The organism is Microcoleus sp. PH2017_05_CCC_O_A, from assembly GCF_020738785.1.
Taxonomy (GTDB): Bacteria; Cyanobacteriota; Cyanobacteriia; order Cyanobacteriales; family Microcoleaceae; genus Microcoleus.
Map to the genome: position 1 here is coordinate 56,152 of NZ_JAEQCB010000084.1, position 16,019 is coordinate 72,170.

The 16,019-nt window shown below is 41.2% G+C and carries 13 protein-coding genes and 1 pseudogene; 3 read left to right on the forward strand and 11 right to left on the reverse strand.

Annotated elements, in window-relative coordinates:
* The first annotated feature begins 23 nt into the window (after positions 1–23).
* Both JGK20_RS20280 and JGK20_RS20285 read left to right on the forward strand, forming a co-directional pair.
* Positions 24–218 carry a hypothetical protein gene (locus tag JGK20_RS20280; RefSeq protein WP_293186914.1) on the forward strand — a complete coding sequence of 65 codons (195 nt, stop codon included), beginning with the start codon at positions 24–26 and terminating at the stop codon, positions 216–218.
* A gap of 238 nt (positions 219–456) precedes the next feature.
* Entirely contained in the window at positions 457–1,056 is a 600-nt protein-coding gene (locus tag JGK20_RS20285) for a 50S ribosomal protein L25/general stress protein Ctc (protein ID WP_293186915.1), read from the forward strand.
* Positions 1,057–1,177: 121 nt separating this feature from the next.
* Here the strand turns inward: JGK20_RS20285 and JGK20_RS20290 are convergent, their stop codons facing one another.
* The 3 genes from JGK20_RS20290 to JGK20_RS20300 all read right to left on the reverse strand — a co-directional run bounded on the left by JGK20_RS20290 (position 1,178) and on the right by JGK20_RS20300 (position 2,203).
* Positions 1,178–1,633 carry a Uma2 family endonuclease gene (locus JGK20_RS20290; RefSeq protein WP_293206062.1) on the reverse strand — a complete coding sequence of 152 codons (456 nt, stop codon included), beginning with the start codon at positions 1,631–1,633 and terminating at the stop codon, positions 1,178–1,180.
* A gap of 12 nt (positions 1,634–1,645) precedes the next feature.
* Positions 1,646–1,819: a hypothetical protein gene (locus JGK20_RS20295; protein ID WP_293231899.1), complete on the reverse strand. Its 174-nt coding sequence runs from the start codon at positions 1,817–1,819 to the stop codon at positions 1,646–1,648.
* A gap of 183 nt (positions 1,820–2,002) precedes the next feature.
* Complete coding sequence (locus JGK20_RS20300; protein WP_293196804.1) at positions 2,003–2,203, reverse strand: hypothetical protein; 201 nt, start codon at positions 2,201–2,203, stop codon at positions 2,003–2,005.
* A 213-nt stretch (positions 2,204–2,416) separates the two neighbouring features.
* Here JGK20_RS20300 and JGK20_RS20305 point away from each other — a divergent pair, with 213 nt between their 5' ends.
* Positions 2,417–4,699 carry a tetratricopeptide repeat protein gene (locus JGK20_RS20305; protein ID WP_293231901.1) on the forward strand — a complete coding sequence of 761 codons (2,283 nt, stop codon included), beginning with the start codon at positions 2,417–2,419 and terminating at the stop codon, positions 4,697–4,699.
* Between the two features lie 154 nt (positions 4,700–4,853).
* Here the strand turns inward: JGK20_RS20305 and JGK20_RS20310 are convergent, their stop codons facing one another.
* The 8 genes and pseudogenes from JGK20_RS20310 to JGK20_RS20340 form a co-directional block, all read right to left on the reverse strand.
* A complete protein-coding gene (locus JGK20_RS20310) occupies positions 4,854–8,450 on the reverse strand; it encodes a glycosyltransferase (RefSeq protein WP_293231903.1) in 3,597 nt (1,198 codons plus the stop codon).
* A complete protein-coding gene (locus tag JGK20_RS20315) occupies positions 8,429–9,169 on the reverse strand; it encodes a methyltransferase domain-containing protein (protein WP_293231905.1) in 741 nt (246 codons plus the stop codon). Before JGK20_RS20315 ends, JGK20_RS20310 begins: the two co-directional genes overlap by 22 nt.
* A 226-nt stretch (positions 9,170–9,395) precedes the next feature.
* On the reverse strand, positions 9,396–11,141 hold the full coding sequence (locus JGK20_RS20320; RefSeq protein ID WP_293231907.1) for a twitch domain-containing radical SAM protein: 1,746 nt from the start codon (positions 11,139–11,141) through the stop codon (positions 9,396–9,398).
* A 100-nt stretch (positions 11,142–11,241) separates the two neighbouring features.
* Positions 11,242–12,618 carry a hypothetical protein gene (locus JGK20_RS20325; RefSeq protein ID WP_293231909.1) on the reverse strand — a complete coding sequence of 459 codons (1,377 nt, stop codon included), beginning with the start codon at positions 12,616–12,618 and terminating at the stop codon, positions 11,242–11,244.
* A 21-nt stretch (positions 12,619–12,639) separates the two neighbouring features.
* A pseudogene (locus JGK20_RS34620) lies at positions 12,640–13,362 on the reverse strand (sulfotransferase domain-containing protein); the annotation flags it as partial.
* Positions 13,363–13,402: 40 nt separating this feature from the next.
* The gene (locus tag JGK20_RS20330) at positions 13,403–14,275 is read right to left on the reverse strand and encodes a sulfotransferase domain-containing protein (RefSeq protein ID WP_293231911.1); all 873 of its coding nucleotides are present in this window, start codon (positions 14,273–14,275) and stop codon (positions 13,403–13,405) included.
* A gap of 578 nt (positions 14,276–14,853) precedes the next feature.
* Complete coding sequence (locus tag JGK20_RS20335; protein ID WP_293231913.1) at positions 14,854–15,462, reverse strand: DUF5678 domain-containing protein; 609 nt, start codon at positions 15,460–15,462, stop codon at positions 14,854–14,856.
* Between the two features lie 22 nt (positions 15,463–15,484).
* Positions 15,485–16,019: GDP-mannose 4,6-dehydratase (locus JGK20_RS20340; protein ID WP_293231915.1), on the reverse strand; the 535-nt coding region annotated here is incomplete at its 5' end.

A 16,019-nucleotide genomic window follows, 5' to 3' on the forward strand; every position in this document is an offset into this window, starting at 1 on the left:
GTTTAGTGGGAGGAGCAATCCCAATGTTTGACATCAGTTTTTATTCAGCCAATGGTGAACCGTCTGATAGTGTAAGAATCACAGCAAATACTTACGAATGGTTGGCAAAGTCTGATTTTTCCAAAATAGGTGGCGCATCAATCGATACCGAAATTCACTTAGATGAAGAAAATGTAATTCTGCCTCTAGTTGAATTAAATCAGGAGATTCGCCAGTAGTTCAAGAAAATTTTCAGCGAAGCAATCATCAGTGAAAGCGATTTAGTTCTGACTAAGCTTGGTGATTCCCCTTCAAAAGAAGAGTATCAATCAGGAACGTACCGTTTGAGAAAAATGCTCGAATTGCTGAAGTGTGTGGAAAACGAAAATTATCAATACCTTCAGCGAATTTAATTGAACGCGATCGCACTACCACAATTCTGGTAAAATGTGAAAACAATCAACAGAAAGTCATAAAATGGAAATCGCAGTAGAATGTCAAAAGCGGGCAGAAGGCAGCAAACCTAACGCCCTCCGCCGCTCCGGATTGATTCCCGCCGTCCTTTACGGACACAAAGGCTCTGAATCCATTTCCCTTACCGTCAAAGCTAAAACAGTTGAAACCCTGCTCAAAAAACACGCAGTCAACAACACCCTAATTGATCTCAGCATTCCCGAACTCTCTTGGAGCGGAAAAACATTGCTCAGAGAAGTTCAAGTCCATCCTTGGAAAGGTTTTCCTTACCACCTGAGCTTTTTCTCCGTAGCAACTCAAGACAGCCTGGAAGTTGAAGTGTCTCTGCATTTTGTCGGCGAATCTGTCGGCGTCAAGTTAGAAGGTGGTATGTTGGAAACTGTGCTGACGCAAATCGCAGTTAAGTGCAAACCTGATAGCATTCCTGATGCAATTGAAGTAGATATTTCTAATTTGAAGGTAGGGGATGCGCTGCACATTCACGAATTAGTTTTACCTGCGGGAGCAGAAGCTCTCGGCGACCCAACTCAGGTGGTTGTTACCGTGTTGGGAACTAAAGCCAGCCCTGAAGAAGAAGCAGAAGAAGCAGCAGCCGCAGCTTGATCGGTAATTGATAAGATTTGCTAACTAATAGTTGACATCGAGGCGATCGCTTTCTCCAAAAAGGGCGATCGTTTTTTGCAAAAAAGCAGTTATAGTTTTTGGGCGATCGCACTTTCTCTACTCAGCCTTGAATCTGCTGTCGCACCCATTGACGAAAATCTATCTCTGCGGCAACTTCATCAATGAAAGCAGCTTCTAGAAACTGGTATAAATCAGTTTTTTCAATAATCGGAAAAGTCGGAGATCGATCGCGCTCGACATAAGCCCCATCGACTAATTGCAGAATTCGCCATACCCGCCCGTTAAACCGCCAAAACTCAGGCACTCCCATACTCGCATAGAGTGTATTTTTATTGAGATCCGTATGAGTAATATCCACTTCCACGACTAAATCCGGGGCAGGATCGACATTCAAATTAACCGGGCGATCGGCAACTAAGGCATAATTCTGGATATAGTACCCATTGTCGGGTTCGGCGCTCTTGAGTAGGTCTTCGCGATCGAGCGTAGTCGATCCCATCGTCTTGATTTTCATGCCCATCTCCACCACAAGGACTTGAATCAAGCGTTCGATCAAGCGAGCAGAGCGTTAGTGTCCTTCGAGGGACTGGGTAATTTCTAACACTCCGTTATCGTAGGTAAAGCGGGCGCGGGTGCGATCCGCCAGCAAACTTTGAATTTGCTTGAAGGCCTGCCAATCGAGGTCGCGAAAGGTGAGGCGCTTTTCTCCGACAAGTTGAGGTGGCGGCTCTAACAACATCAAAATTACCGCAATTTGAGATCGGATCGGATGTACGGTTGAAACCGCTTCTACACAAACGATGTCCGCCTCCGGGGACTAAGGATCGCGAATTAAATAACTTACAATTTTAATTATTGTGGGATGGGCGTCCCGCCCGTCCAGAAAGGGCGGGCGTCCCGCCCACCCCACTTTCAAGAGTGTAAATTATTTAATTTCTATTCCTAAGAGAGGATAACGTAATTTTAACCGCCACTCTTCAACTCCTCGCTCGATCGCGTGCAAGCTTGTATAGACGCGGTTTGGAACCGTCTTCTGAACCTTATTATAAGATATTTCTTCAACAAGTCTTGTAGTGCAGGCATCCTGAGTGCGATCGATTTTGGTGCTACTCGTTCTGCTCTTCAACCGGCGTCCGGCGGGTTTTGTTTGTATAGACGCGGTTTCAACCGCCCGGTTTCAACCGCCCGGTTTCAACCGCTGAGTTTCTCCCCAGTACCCCGAGTGAAAAAAAATAAGACTTAGGGGAACAAGCCTGCTACTGTTAGTGTCAAACGCAAGTATAATTATTTAACGTTTCGACTACCCTATTTAATTGCTGCCTCAGTCGCCACCGCCCCTATGCCATCAACAGTCAATACAGAATCAACAGCGGTTCAATTTAACCAACAGGGAGAAATATACTTATCCCAACGGAAATTAGCAGAAGCGATCGCCTCCTGCGAGCAAGCTTTAAAGATTGACCCCAATTTTGCACCGGCTTACAAAACTTTGGGCAATGCGCTGCAAGCTCAAGGCAGAATGGAAGAGGCGCGGCACTGGTACGCTAAAGCTATTGAAATTGCACCGAATTTTGCGGAAGTATACGCGAATTTAGGCAGCATTGGCGCGCAGCAGGAAAAATGGTCGGAGGCGATCGAGTTTTACCAAAAGGCGATCGCGCTTAAGCCTAATTTCGCCGGAGTTTACCGGAATTTAGCCAAAGTATTCGGACAAATTGGCAAAGCGGCAGAAGCTCAAGAATGCTGGTATCGCGCATTCTGTTTGGAACCGGAAAAAGCATCTCCGGCAGAACATTTAAGTATGGGTGATGCTTTCTTTCGGCAAGAAAAGTTCCCGGAGGCGATCGGCTGTTACGATCGCGCCATAAAATTAAATCCTAATCTACCTCAAGCTTACCAAAACTTAGGCGAAGCCCTGAAAAAAGAAGGGAAATTACAGGAAGCGACAGTATATTATCGTAAAGCTATTGAACTGAACGCAGCTAATGCTAAAAACGGCAGCGAGGGAGAGCAAACTTTGGCGGGCGCAACGGCGACTAACGGTGCAGCAGTTAAACCGCAACCCGCAGCACCCCCAGCCAAGCCGGTAGTCAAGTCGCCAGTACAGCAACCAGTTAATTCTATAATTAATATAGAAGATCCAGAAGCATACAAAATACTCGCAGAAGGCTATTTTGCTCAGGGAAAATTGGAACAGGCAATTTCTGCTTGCAAAAAAGCTTTACAAATTAAGCCGGAAGCGCCACTTTATAAAATGCTCGGCAACGCCCTGCAAGCAGGTGGCAAAATTGATGAAGCTAAAAGTTGCTATGTCAAAGCAATCGAAATTAACCCGAATTTTGCCGAAGCCTACGCTAATTATGGCAGCATTTGCGCGCAGCAAGAACAGTGGCAGCAAGCGGTTTCTGCTTACGAAAAGGCGATCGCCATAAAACCGGATTTTGCCGGTGCTTTACGAAATTTTGGGAAACTTTTGGCGCAGTTAGGCAAGTCGGAGGCGGCAGCCGAAGCCTGGTATCGAGCATTTGCGATCGAAACTTTGATCGAGCAAGGTAAGGTAGAGCAAGGAATTGACTGTTACCGACGCGCGGTTGAGTTAAACCCAAATGCTGGCGCAGCTTATCACGAATTGGGCGAACTTCTGAAGGGTCAAGAACAGTGGGAAGCGGCAGTAGATGCTTACACCAATGCAATTAAAACTAATCCCGAACTTTCTTGGTCGCACAACAATTTAGCTGAGTCGCTGGTTAAGTTGGAACGGTGGGAAGAAGCTATAAATGCTTATCGCAAGGCGATCGAATTAAATCCAGATTTTAGCTGGTCTCACAACAATTTAGCAGATGTGCTGCTGAAGTTGGAACGCTGGGAAGAAGCTGTAAATGCTTACACTAAAGCAACAGAATTAAATCCAGATTTCAGTTGGTCGCACAACTATTTAGCAGATGCGCTGATTAAGCTGGAACGCTGGGAAGAGGCTATTTCTGCTTACCAAAGGTCGATCGAACTTAACCCCGATCATTTCTGGGCCCACAACAATTTAGCAGAAGCGCTGGTGAATTTGGAACGCTGGGATGAGGCGGTGGTTGCGTACCGGCGCGCTAACGAACTGAATCCGAGTTTCTTCTGGTCGCATAGCAAATTGGGCGACGCGCTGCTAGAAATGGAAAGGTGGGACGAGGCGATCGATGTTTACCAACGCGCGGCCGAGTTAAATCGCGATTTTCCGTGGACTTATTACAACATGGGGACGGCTTTTGAGAAGCTGGAACGGTGGGATGAGTCGATCGCCTCTTACCGCTGTGCTGTCGAAATTCAGCCGGATTTGCCGTGGATTTCCCAAAAGTTGGCTGATGCTTTGAGAATGCGATCGCAGTGGGATTTGCAGGATGCGATGCGTTTGTACCAGCGCGCGATTCAGGAAAATGCTGATGACTTGCAGTTGTATCACAAGGCGCTGGAGATTGCACCGAATGATGCTGACCTTTATGTGGGGTTGGCTGATGCTTTGGTGCGGCAGGGTTGGGTTGATGGGGCGATCGTATTTTATCAGATGGCGTTGCAGGTTCGGCCGGGCGATCGGGCTATTTCTGGGCGGTTGGAAGATGTGTTAAAGAGAAGGTAACTAATGTGACGTAATAGTTTGATCGGTTCAGTTGGCGGGTATTCTCGCAGTGTGATCGGACTCACATCTTACACCACTCTCAATCAGACTTTCGTGGGCGGGCGTCCTACCCGCCCCACAAAAAAGAAAATTTGCAATTGCAAATTATGTGTTGCTATTTTTCCGAAAGAACAGGGCTCGGTTTTAATTGAGCTTTCAACTGTTCTAACTCTGCTTGAGCTTGTTTGAGTTGATATTGGGTGAGTTCTAGTTGAGATTGGATCAGTTGTTTTTCCGGCTGACTTTGATGTGGGAGAACTAATGCTTCCTGTCTATCGGATTGAAGAGCTAAATTTTGAGCTTCTATTATAGCCGAGTTACCTTGAGCATACTGGCTATATTTTTGGTAAATAAGCTCCCTGGTTCGGAAAAAATCAACTCGGTTTTTGCTTGTTGTTGTACTTCCATCATTTCTCCAGACAAATTCGCAAGTAGTTTCTTTGATATGGGCAATTTTAAATTTGCGAGAGAGTCTGATCAATAAATCCCAATCTTCATGAGTGCCTAAATTTACGTCAAATGCTCCTGTTTCATCTAAACAAGATTTTTCGTGTATTAGGCAAAGAATGGGAATGAAGTTATTAACTAGAATTTTCTCATTGTCAAAATCTAAGGAATAGGGAACGGTGCGGTTAGTGGTGACATATTTTCCATCTTGCTTTCGCTGTTCTGCCATCACAGCATCAGTATAAGCTACTTTGTGTTCGCTATTTTCCAAAAAGTTCACTAGAGTTTCCACATGACTTGGATGATAGGTATCGTCATCATCTAAATAGGCGATGTATTTGCCACTTGCCACATGAATGCCTGTGTTACGGGCGGCGGAACGATCTAGATTTTGATCGTGTTTCAGATAGATGATATTTCTCTTTAAGTTGAGGGCGTCGAGAACGTTTTGGACATCAATACCACCATCGTTGATAACGATAATTTCTATGTCGGGGAAAGTTTGATTGAGGACGCTTTGCACTGCCTGAGCAAGCATTTCGGGTCTGTCTTTAGTTGGGATAATGACGCTGACAAGCGGTTGTGTAGTTGTGCGATAGGGTAGGGCTTGAAGTTCTGATGGAGAAACGGATGCAGGCATAGAAATCTTTGTTGTCACGCCACGCTGGATGATGCCGTATTCTTCCAATATCCGATGGGTTTCTTGCTGAGATGTTGGCGAAGCGTGTTCCAATCCTTGTTTATTGTCATAGTACAATCCAAGAATTTCTGGGAGACGCACAATATTTTCTGTTTTACCTATCCGCAGCCAAAATTCATAATCACCGGCAGATGTTAATTCTGATCGGAAATAACCGTATTTTTCGTGCAGCGACTTTCTCCACATCGGCTGCGGGCCTAGAATACAACGCCGTTCAAGTTCACTGTAGTCAAATGAGGGCCAGTTCCAGTGTTGATTGGCTTTAGTTGTAGCCCAGGTATCATTAGCAGTAGTAGTTATTAACTGATCGGCATAAACCAGACTTGTTTGGGAATGTCTGTCCAGGTAGTTTGCCATGACTTCCAGAGCGTCGGGGCGGTGTGTGTCATCAGTGTTAGCACTGGTGAGGTACGCTCCGCGGGACATTTTAATTGCTTTGTTCCATGAAGCGTAGAGGCTTTCACGCTCGGAAGTACGGTCATAAACTATATTGGGATATGTCTTTTGAAACTCTCGAACGATTTCCTGTTCGTTCTGTTCAGAGGCGCTGTCAATTACTATAATTTCAAGCAGACCTTTTTTGTAGAGAGTTTGATCTATCAAATCTTGCAAACAGTCCTTTATAAATTTTTCCGAATTGTAAGTAGAAACTATCGCTGAAACTTGATAATGATGAATTGGTTGTTGTATAGAATTATCAAGTTCAACACTAACAGCTTTGGTGGCATACTCTTGCGGAGAATACTTAATGATTTTAGTCCTTTTACTTCTATAAATTTTTTCCAAAATATACTCTCCTAATTCTACCAACGGGTGAAAAGTGTACCAATTATCATGTTCGTAATTGGGTGACTGTATTTCTTCAACCATTTCCGCATAAGAATTATAAGATAGGAAGTATTTTCCTATTTTCATGCCATACTTTCGCCAAGCCAAATCAGAAAAATTAGTAGGATGTACAACATGATAGGCTATTCTTGAATCGAGAAACTTCAAATTAACATTAGTTGGTAAAAGACCAGCGGGCATCCAGTAATCCCACCAAGGCATACCAATACAAAATGCCTCCGTTGGATATAAGTCTATAATAGAGGTGTCAAAGAAAAAATAATCAAAGCCATACTCGTACTTTCCTACTGTATTATCTATCCAATCAAGCGACTGTAGATAGACATCATCAAGGGAAGCTAAGTTAATCCTATTACCAAATACAAGAGAATTGACTGATTCCTGGGCAATAAAGAAACGAAAGTTAGAATCTGCTTTCAAACATATATCTGAATTGACAATGCCACCTATTCTTGTACCATGTTGTCGTAGATACAGTAGCATATCATCAAGATATACCAGTGGTCTGCCAGCCTCAGAATGTGCATCACGAGTGACGGCATGAAAAAGTACATTCTGGTAAAGAGGTTGCAGTTGGTCGATTTCTGACTGTATATTTAATGAAACAACCGAAAACCCTAAAGCTTGCCAGCTATCTATCGCAAATCGCTGTTTTTCTTGATTTTTGGGTGCAATACTCGTCAGAATTACTACATCATCTTTCTGATTGGATTGCTTCCCCTGCTCTCTTTTTTCAAGAATTGTAACTGTCGTTATACCCCCGTTATTATCTTGTTGTTCATGAGAATTTTTATTAGCAAAAATCTCTCCCAACGGCAACGCAATAATGATTGGTTCGGGTGCAGGTGTTGAGCTGGCGTATTCTCCATTTTCTAAAAGGAGTTCCTGATTCACAACCAACTCTACTTCCTGCATATACTTATCTATATACAGCTTTGACCGCTGACCTTCATAGGAGCGAAAGCCACCTAAAAAGTCATCAATAGGGAATAACGACGCATACCGAGAAAAACGTACCCAAAGTTCAAAATCACCTGCCAGTTCGAGATGTAAATTCAGATTGGAGCCCGACTGATCCCAAAGAGAACGTTTCCAAAATGTACTTTCTTGCTGAATAAATCTTCGTCTTTCCCTAATTTCTTGAGTCAACTTCAATAGATATTCTCTTGACCATTCGGGAATAGACGCTTCAAAGTAAGTAAATTTACCATCTCTATCCCATGCAGTAGCTCTACCAGTTAGCCACTGTATTTCCTGATGGTTAGTAAAAGCTGATGCTACCTTAAAGAAAGCATTCTGATGATATTTATCATCAGAATTTAGCCATGCCATAATTTCGCCTGTAGTATTTTTAAAAGCATCATTAATGGCAATATATTGACCTCCATCCGGCTGACTTTGCCAGTAGCTCAGATACTTTTCATACTTTTTAATAATTTCAATTGAATTATCTTTACTGCCACCATCCATAATAATATATTCAAGATTCGGATAACCCTGTTCCAAAATAGATTGAATACATTCCTCTAAAAATTCTCCTTGGTTAAAAGATGGTGTAACTATTGATATTTTGGGAAGTATTTTTTTGACAATAAGACTTGTAGACATCTCGGTACTATTTTTTTGTATGGAATTGTTTACTGACGAAGATGGTAGGCTTGAGAATGAATTGATACTATTAATTGATTGCTCTTTCAAAACTTTTGCTTCTTCCATAAAACATTATAGGAAAGTGGCTTGCCAAATAATTGATAGCTTTGGTGAGTAATAGGTTCCCACATCATGTTGTAGGCAGCTTCAGACATTACATATAAGTCAGGATCTTTTTGCATTTCGGCAAATGGGATCATCTGATTCACAGTTTCAATGTTTTGAAAAATGTATAGTAGAAGTTGGTTTGTCCAAACCTTTGTCTGAACACCTTCTTTTTCGCTAACAACATCAAATAAATGGATAGAAAGACCCCCAAATTTTAAAACTCGATTGATATCATCACAGACATTTTTAAAAGTTGCCTCAGTTTCTGGATATACGTGTTCTAATGTTGACAGGCTGAAAACACAATCGAAATAATCATCTGGAAGTTCTGGACTGAATTCTCCCATATAGGCAGAAACAAGATGATGACCCCGATCGTTAGATATCTGCAATGGACCATTACCCACTCCTTCAAACTTATCAACATTCCAGATTTCGTATTGATGTTGCAATGCTTCAATAATACGAGAGTTTCCACCTCCTACCTCTAACAGTTTTGAACCAGGAGGTAGATTATCAATGATGAAGTTGTAGACAAAAATATCTTGATATAACTTCAAGTTAGCGAGGTTATGATCTACCCCAATATGTTCACCGAATCTAGGAAGTTTATAAAGGTGGCTTTGCTTTGAATAGGTAAAATCTTGAAAGTCACTCCACATAGTTTTAAGATTCATGTTGACCTCGTTTTTGTTTTTTGATTTAGGCTTAAACTCAGTTTCTAATTAGAAAGACTACATCAAACTCCCATTCCCAGTTAAAGTTGTCGGTTTCCCTATCAATATCAAATTCCTCGTGTTTAGTGGAAAGCAAAATAAATTAGACTATGAAACCTTAATGGAATTTACCTTGATCTGTACGTTCGTAACAACATACTTACTTCCCATACTCAAGCATAAAAAATTAAGCTTTTCCATTTATCTCCTGTGGGACTTTATCTGCATACAATATTTCTGAACTCCACGCAAAACTTGCTTCTTCAAAGAAAGAGGCAAGTCTTGGATGAGTATCCTGAAAACTTTGTCCGCGTGAGGCATCTAGATCATTTGTAAACAACATAAAACTTTTGAACGTTTCTATATTGCAATGATCCGGCCCCAACTCAAGGTACTCTACCATTGCCATAACATTTGCTTGATTGTGTGAAAAGCAATCATTGTTCGCGTATTCGCGCAGGCGAGATGCTGCCAGTTGCCGAGCTTTGGGAGGCATAACTAATACTGATAATTGCACTGGTGCATCAAGGAGCATTAGTGCAAGTTTCACTTCAAGGTCATCGCAAAATCGGCAAAAATTTACCATGTTCAGTACATTATATATCTGAACCATAGGCACGGCAGTTAAATTAGCATTGGGCAACTTCTTCAATTTCAATATATTCTTACTAACATTCGACCAGCGCGAGGGATAGCGAATATATTCATAGTCAGCCCCCATCCCATCCAGGCTTAAAGCAAAGTCTATTTGACGAAACTTAGAAAGTTTTGTTAAAAAATCATCTTTCACAGTGGTACAATTAGAGTTAAACTGCAAGGTGATATTTTTTTCAACTCCTTTCTCAATCAGAAAATCTATAATTTCTTCAACCTTGGGATTGATGAGCGGTTCACCTCCTGTAAAATAAATCTCCTTAAGAGTTTCTGACTGACCGAGAAATTCCTCAAAAATAATAGAATCCTCTTCAAACCACGGAAGATCATTAGAAAATCGACTAAAAACTAAATTGGGAGATTTTTTTCCTTTTTTATGGTCATATTCTCTACAAAGTTTAATTTCCTCTATTGCTACACCAAGATTACTATCCTGGGGGGTAGAAAAAGTTGGGCTAACTATGCGTATCTGTAGTTTTTGCTTCACGGAAAGTGAACTAAGATCGAATTCTTGTACCCACATTCCACGAGGGGGAATACCATCAAAAATAGTTGCATCGTTTACCATAACCTTCAGCCAGCCATCATGACCACTAAAGTGCCACAGTTTTAGAACCATAGACCGCAATTTAGTCCCTGCCTGTAGTGCTAAGTCAATGCAACCATCACCTTCAGTCCATCGTAGAGGACGCCCCTCAAACATTATAAAGTCACGAAAGCCGCGATATTGTACCCCCTTCAAAGGATTGGGACCAATAACAACTGTGTCACCACTCCAGGATAGTAGACCAGCCTGTTGAAATTCTAAGTGGGGAGACCACTTACTGTGAACCGGATCTTGTTCAATTTGCGAACTGTAAGAGCTATTACACATCCTACATTTCAGATTACACAAATTACCCAAATTAAATTGAATATACACGGGAAGATTTGATTCTACAAAAGAAGCAGCTATTGCTCGTTCTTTTTCTTCGTCGATTGTTGTACTAAATGTCTCCAGCCATTTTCCATTAGATTGTGTTCTGTAGCTACCACCTATACGGGCTTCATCAGCGTAGCACCCCTGACACGCGGAAACTTGTTCACCTGAGACCATTGCTGTACGAACATTCTGCATATATTCTGAATTCCAAATATCCTTAACAGAGTGTTCGTACAGCGAGTAGGGGCGACCATCGCTGTCAGTAATCGAACCACTAGCTCTGCAACAAATTTTTGCTGTTCCTTCTGGGTTAATTTGCAAGTGTTTCCACGCCAGCATACAAAATGTATTACTCATAGACTTTCTACCGTTAATTTGTGTCAACATTATACCTTAAACTGTAGGTTTCTCTCTAGTCCAAAATTGTCATCTGGAAGTTTTATGAGTACAACAAGAATCAGCCCTTGCTTGCAATAACTCTCTGTGGCAAAATCAGCCTCTTCCACTCTTGTGAATTGGTCAACGCATAGGTATCAAAGGGCTGTCCCTTTTCCGCCGAGAATTGGCAAAAACTTTCCAACCACTTGAGTAAAGACTCAGTTCGTGAGAGCGGTGTAAATTTCAAAGATTCCTGCAAACACTGCTGCATTTTCTTCAAATCACCATTGTGGTAAGCATACCACGCATCCCACACCAGTAATTTATACTGAACCGCATTTTCTAACTGCGGTTCAATGGTTATATACTGTTGTTGAAATTGAGTCCTGACTAATTCTACCTGTGTCAGAGATAATTTAGCTTTTAATTGTTCTAATTCTGCCTGAGTTTGATGAAATTCGGCTTTAACTTTATCTATTTTAAATTTTTCCTTTGCTAACCGATCTTGAGTTTGGTGTTGTTGAAAGCGAGAACACTCTAATTCCCAACCTTTCTGGTAAAGCAAAGATTGACTTTGTTGCAGTTCTGCTTTAATTTGCTCCAATTGAGACTGATATTGTTCGATGATTTTTTCGGTCTGACCTAAATGTTCGCTATACTGTGCCAATTCCCCCTGAGTTTGATGCAGTTGAGACTGAGACTGTGCCAATTCCCCCTGAGTTTGATGCAGTTGAGACTGAGACTGTGCCAATTCCCCCTGAGGAGACTGTGCCAATTCCCCCTGAGTTTGATGCAGTTGAGACTGAGACTGTGCCAATTCTCCCTGAGTTTGATGCAGTTGAGACTGAGACTGTTCCAATTCTCCCTGAGTTTGATGCAGTTGAGACTGAGACTGCGCCTGTGACTGTTCCAACACTGACTCAGTTTCCTGCAACTGCGCCTGTGACTGTTTCAATTCAGTCTGAGTTATGTCTAGTTGATTTTTATATTTTTGGAATAGTGTCTCAGCTTTTTGAAGTTGAATGGTAAAATCTTCCAATATCTGCTGAGTCTTTTGCTGTTGATTTTGATACTGTTGCGCTTCCTCGTGAGAAGCTTGCAACTCTTTTTTATACTGTTGTAATTCCTCCTTAGTTTGATCCAGTTGAGATTGAGACTGTTGCTCTAACTCAGTCTTGAATTGTTTATTTTCAACTTGTAACTGTTGAAACTGCTCTTGAACCTGTTGTAGTTGAAGTTTGTAATAATCTAATTCCTTTTGATGATAAATTTGCATTTGAGAAATCTCCCCTTCGTTCCTATTACTTAGTAATCCGTTAAGTTTTAGAGATAATGAACCTTGCTTTCCCAGACCAACTAAATCTTCAATCTTCTCTTTAATCATTGCCATACCTTGATTACTCTCCTTCTGAAAATCTAGCTTTTCTATAGATATTGCTAAATTATAAATAGCCATTGCGTCAGCTTCAATAAAATCTATTGTTGACTGTGTTAGCTCGTCCTTTGAACTATTAACCTTCCCTTTCCTAAAAAAATCCTGATATCCGCCAGTCTCCCAAAATCCCAGTTGGGATGTATCTTCAAATTTTTGAATTCTTTGTAGTTCTTCAAAATTTTGATTTTTTATTGCTATCCGACACATACTACTCGTGATGTTTAGCCCTAAGAAATCTCTTGTCGTTTTTTTTAATATGATTTCGGGTTGTTCCTTGAGGCTTTCATATGAGATAAATAAAACCTTGTCATGTTTTTTATCCTTCGCTTCTATGTAACTTTCTACATGAACTCGCCATTGTTCTACCTTAACTTTACAAAAATCATCTATTCCTTGTTTCTGAAGTTCCTCTCTTTGATCTGGATATCCAAGCAAATAATAATAAAAAGAACAAAGAGCATCGGCTGGCTTCCGAAATAAGTAAATAGTATTTATGTATCTTGTATCATAAAATTCGTGACTCTTTATTATCCTCAAAGGAACTTTTTTTGTTCTGGGATCGCGGTTCCATGTATCAAGCTTTTGTTTATATATGTCGGGGATAAAATTGCCACCTGATTTAGTTTTGAATCCTTGGCTTTGTAAGATTATATCACTAAACAGGAGGCGCATCCAAGTATTGCCCGAACGAGGATATGAAGACAGAATAAAATCCGTCTCTGTTAATAGATTTTGATTTTGTTCACAAATATCATTGACGAACATACTTTTTTCCTTATGCTAAACAATTAGACAAATTTTTGAATTAAGCTGAGAAGTCATGTTGGGATTGTAATAAAAATTGAAAATTGTCTAATCTAGATATTGCCCTATCTAGAGTCAGCTCAAACAACTCGTTCTCGGCTTGTGATGTTTTTGTCAACCATCCATATATCTTCAAAATATCTTGGAATTGTAAGTTTAATTCCTTGATAGTATTTACCTGTAATTTTCTTCTATGATCTCCCGCTTTAACTTGCCTTTTGTGAGCATAAATGTCCTCTTTTACTTCAAATTTAGCCCCATCTATTAGCTCCTTTATTAGCTGTTCACTAGGAGTAATATCGAGATGTTTGAATATTTCCTTCAGCCAAGCGGGGAAATTCGTAATCATATCTTCATACTTCAGAAATAATACATTTTTTTTTCCAAATAAATATTTTGTGTAGAGATTGTAAGTTGCCCTGACCCACGGAGAGTGTTCTATTACAAAATCATCTATATTTTTCATTCTTGCATCCTCTCGTGCCAACTTCATCTCTGTTTTTTGGCTTTCTGGTATGTAATGGCTATATGCGGTAGAAAAATAAAGTGAGGTCAAGACATCCCTTGGATCTCTCAACATCATAATAATTTTGTATTCCTCCATTTCGGGTATAGAGTAATATTGTCTAAATGGCCCGTAAATATGACTTGTTTTTGTGCATACATCAAAACTTTTTTCTGTAAAAAAGTTTGCGAAAGATTGACCTACTTCCCACAAATCTCCTTCATAGTTTATATAAGTTGTACCTACATCCTGTGATAGCTTATGCAAAATTTCTATAGCATATACAGAAGCGCATTTGTGAGCGGTGAACCAAATAATACTTTGATTTGTTTTCATAATTTCTGTTAATTGAGCATCTTGTTTTGGCAAAATTATCAACAGCCTAGCTTGCGATAAACTTTTCCGTAAAAAATAAGTTATAGACCAACATCCGTGATCGGCTGGTTAGTATAAGCGACCCACTGACCACGATATTTCTTCAACTCACGGCGATTCGCCTTATACCACTCCTTCGCTGTCGTAGATTCTGCCTCCATATTTTCACCCAATAATATTGTCTCAAACTCATTGCCTATCAAAACTCCACTTAATCCAATGGGTGCAACTCTCTGTCACCCCAGAACAACTCACTTCCAAAATAATTTTTCAGAAGTCTACCACAATTTCGAGTACGTTTTGCCGATCGCCACCTACTGAACTTAAGCCGCTGCCTTCCCAAGAATATCAGACTTCTGACCTCTGAGGAGGTTCCCATAAAACCCGGTATTATGGACAAGCGATTTGTGCTAAGCGTTAGGTACTCTAGCTTGTGGTAATAAATTTATCCATCAAATAAACAAGCCCTAGACCAACATCCAAGATCAGGTAGACTAGAAGACTGATCATATCACCATAAATAACTGTGTCCATCTGAGTCGGAAAAGTTATTAGCCTAACATCGAGGCAGTTCACTGCGATCGCCCCTTAAAAATAATCATCTCCTCAGCCTGTTTAAATTCTATATCAAACAAATCAAACACCACCTCCCTCCCCAAAAGTATTTCCTCACAAAAATAACTTTGTGTCCAAGCTACAGGAGCCGTAAAAGTATGACCATCCAACTCCATTTCAATATTTCGCAACAGATATTCAATACTGCCGCCAACTCCCTCTGCTTTACTGATGACCTCTCCAACAGTTCTATTACATCCTAAATCCTCACCAAGTTGCTTGGTTATCAAGGTCAGTTCGACTCCCGAATCAACCAGCATTTCAACTCTTTCGGTGTTTTGAACTTTTAGATGCAATTCATATATGGGCTGCCAATCGTGAGATTTTAATGATCTCATCCTGACCGGATAAAACTTAACTGGTTCAATAAACTCGCTTTCATATATACGATCGACCACATAACCCAATTTAGGTAGATCAGCCGGAATCCCGTCCTTCATTTTTCGATAATCCCGATCGCCACTAATCACACCTTGGTTAGTATAAGCGATCCACTGACCCCGATATTTCTTCAACTCACGGCGATTTGCCTTATACCACTCCTTAGCTGTTGCATATTCTGCCATATTTTCACCTCATAATTTTCCCTCAAACCATCCTCGCCTCCACCATCATCCGCACTACATTGGGCATCTTATACTTTGCCTCCCATCCCAACTTTTGCTTAGCCTTAGCCGGATTACCCATCCCAAGTGCAATCTCCGTCGGTCTGTAGAGACTCGCATCCGTTACCAAATGTTCCCGCCAATCCAAACCCGCACAAACAAAAGCTGCCTGCACAAACTCCTCCAAAGGATAACTTGCACCCGTAGCAATTACATAATCATCCGGTTCATCCTGCTGCAACATCAAATACATCGCCTCCACATATTCCGGTGCCCAGCCCCAGTCCCGCTGCACCGAAATGTTGCCTAAGTGGAGTTTTTCGGAACTACCCGCAGCAATTCGGCACACAACAGATACAATCTTTTGGGTGACGAACCTCTCCGGGCGCAGCGGCGACTCGTGATTGAACAGAATACCAGAACACGCAAACAAATTGTACGCTTCCCGATAATTTGCTACTTCCCAAAATGCTGTAGCCTTCGCCACTGCGTAAGGACTTCTGGGGCGAAAGGGCGTG